The 2,860-nt window shown below is 42.9% G+C and carries 3 protein-coding genes; all 3 read right to left on the reverse strand.

Annotated elements, in window-relative coordinates; genetic code table 11:
- On the reverse strand, positions 1–350 hold a 350-nt coding region (locus tag C7K08_RS16180; protein ID WP_206603872.1), incomplete at its 3' end, for a hypothetical protein.
- 100 nt (positions 351–450) lie between these two features.
- Positions 451–1,065 carry a hypothetical protein gene (locus C7K08_RS13310; protein ID WP_133165292.1) on the reverse strand — a complete coding sequence of 205 codons (615 nt, stop codon included), beginning with the start codon at positions 1,063–1,065 and terminating at the stop codon, positions 451–453.
- 1,239 nt (positions 1,066–2,304) lie between these two features.
- Positions 2,305–2,436, reverse strand: coding sequence for a hypothetical protein (locus C7K08_RS16685; protein ID WP_272867443.1), 132 nt, complete (start codon positions 2,434–2,436; stop codon positions 2,305–2,307).
- Positions 2,437–2,860: the final 424 nt, after the last annotated feature.

A 2,860-nucleotide genomic window follows, 5' to 3' on the forward strand; every position in this document is an offset into this window, starting at 1 on the left:
CCATCTGAATAAACAAGCTTACTTGGATCATATGCTTCCTGTATCTCGGTACAGCAGTATGGATCTGTGTTGGAAACATACGCCCTTACAAGCAACGCAGCGTAAGTCTCCTCTGACAAGAATTCTTGGTTAACAGGCGATGAGTATTCCTCTTGAAAGTCGAATGAATGCTTGGATACAACATTGTCCTCTTCATCTAGAACCTGCATGGTTCCCTTTGGTGCCACACGAACACCCTCCCAGTCGACCCTGTCATAAAGATCGTCTTGGATTAYTTCTTCGTTGATGCTATCGAAAGACGCGAAAAACTTCCAATCGTAGTAAAATGCAATAGGCTGAAGCTTGTACATGATAACCCCTATTTCAATGGCTATTATATGCTGGCCCTAGGGTAGGGACGCGTCAACTTTTTTCTTTTGTGAACATTGGTTACATGTTCACAATTCTGATCTAATCAATATCGTGGAAGTTCCCGCTCTTGTCGAAATACCCACGAAACCTTCGTCCTTTTSAGGGATTGAAGTTTCGCGAATAATCCAGCGGTCTTCGTTCCCCATATGCGGTGGTGAAGCTCCTGCCATCTGGACTCATGCCAATTCGATTCTGCTTCTGGCTAGTTCTATTGTCTGTGTTGGCTGCTCCTGAAGTTGTCCCGTGATTCCCACGCTCGACTTTGAATCTGACTTGGTCCCATTTCAGGCTATGTAACTTTCTTAATTGATTGGCTTTTACTTTGGCAGCTTCAAAGCCTTGAATCCCACGTGCCAGCACCGCATTAGTGTCAGTGCGGAAGACGTAGAAAGAATGCTCCTCTAAAAGCCCTATAGCAACAGACTCTGCTTCTTCTGCAAAATGCCAGAAGCCAGGACCCTCTCCAGGAAGAAGTAGCTCTTCCTGCATTCCCGCAATACCACCAATATAAATTAGTTTTGAGTAGTCGCTTTTGTTGCTCGTCGATTGCAGGAAAGGATGCTCCGCCTTTGCGCAGGCAGATGAGTTGATCATCTTGTTATAATTTCGATTCTTTTTGACAATATTCCTTATCCTTTCAATTCGATCATTCATTGAATCGTATGTGTTCTGAATCTCCTTCCTCATTGCGCTACAGCCTCTACAAACTACCTTTGCGTGTCTTTGCGTATTCCTCTCGAATCATGCCCAGCAGGAGGAGCTCCAGGTCTCGATACTGTCTATTGACCTTTTGCACTTCYTTGAGCATCTCTGCTTCGACAGGATGCAAGTGGATTCTGATGGTGCTCATCTCTCTACTCTTCGTGTGGGTGCACCAAAGACAGATTGATGTTTTTCACGCAGTAGAGTCTTGTACAGACCACTGATATCCATTTTGTATAAATCCATTAGATCCTCCATTTGCTCGAGTAGAAATGGATGCTCTTTTTCCTTGAAACTTATTTGCTTTACTCTTGGGATTGCTTTCATCTATATTCATTCAATAGAATCTGTTCCTATTTATTCATGATTCATTCTTGGTCTTGATCAAGGGTTTTCATATTGTAGCTGTCTAAGATAAACTTCTTGATCCTATTTTAAATGTGTTTTTTAATCCTGGTTCATGATTCCATCCGGACTTATCCTGGATTTACTTGGGAATAAATACTTTTGGATTCGATTTTTGATTTCGTTATTCTTCTTGAAGTTTTTCTTGAGTCAGTTTTAGCTAATAACCTTGTTGCGGACCCTGGGGTTTCTTTTGGGTGTCCGAATCGTCTTTAAGCAATCAGTTAATGATTTAGCTTGAGACCATCTGGTCGAAACCCCACAAGGTTTATTCTATTTGAATGCATGGATCATGTCAAGTGTATTGGGTTCGCTTAATTTTATGCAACCACCATTTTGATCAAACCTCTACAAGGTTATTTATGTTTTTCATGATTTACGCATTTGACAATTTGCCCTATAATAGCTATGCAGCAAAGATCAATAATGCMATGCCTAAATCACCTGAAGAAACTCTTATCGAACATATTTTATCTTCATTGCCCCTTTATTCAGAGCAAACGAATTCAAGGCGATTCCTGTGCTCATATTGCCAATCTAGTGGCAGGGATAAGAAAGGGAAGCCCTATGCTCCAACTCAAGCCAAGGGATTCTTGTATAGGAAAGATAATGCTTGGAACTTCAAGTAATACAAGTGCTCAGCTGGTCACTCGCTTGAAAAGTTCCTTGAAATCTTTTATCCCCATCTTCATTTTGAGTTTGTGAGCTTGCGTGATCAGTTGGGAAAGACTGGATTTCAGACCAATTGTCCAACTCTTAAGACACTGCGGAAGAAGCAAGGGATCCTCAATGTCGATCCACCGGTCTTTGGATCACAGAGCCAGCCGCAGCAACAGAAGCACTTTCACAGGTACCTAGTAGCCAACCAGTGCCAGCATCTACACCTCCTGCTCCAAAGGTCATCAAGTTGCCAGCCATGCGCTCACACCAGCAGCAAGCAGGTCACCAGTCACGCCTCAACCAACGGGTTAAGCAGTACCAGCTGAGGAAGCGCAGGGAGCCAAGCAATTCTTGGTTGGGTGATTTTAATTCTTGACTCTCTTCACCATCGACCAATCCCCTGGGCGTATCTGTGATCTTGCTCTTTTGGCAGTTGATTCTTCTTCTATGAACCTTAGGTATGTTCGCCTCAGCATCTCTGCTGAGGTTATGCCATTCTGGGCAGGTGCATACTAGGTAGTGCGAATCAGTTTTAGGTTTAAGTGAAGGCATCACCAACTCTCTTTACAAGCAGCATTTCGTTTGGAGATTGCTTCGACCGCCTAACTGCTTCTGCTGAAAATTCAAATCTATCAATATGACTCAGATAAACCTCTTCTACCATTTTCTTACTTGTGAGACC

The organism is Synechococcus lacustris str. Tous, assembly GCF_003011125.1.
In the GTDB taxonomy this organism is placed as follows: domain Bacteria; phylum Cyanobacteriota; class Cyanobacteriia; order PCC-6307; family Cyanobiaceae; genus Synechococcus_D; species Synechococcus_D lacustris.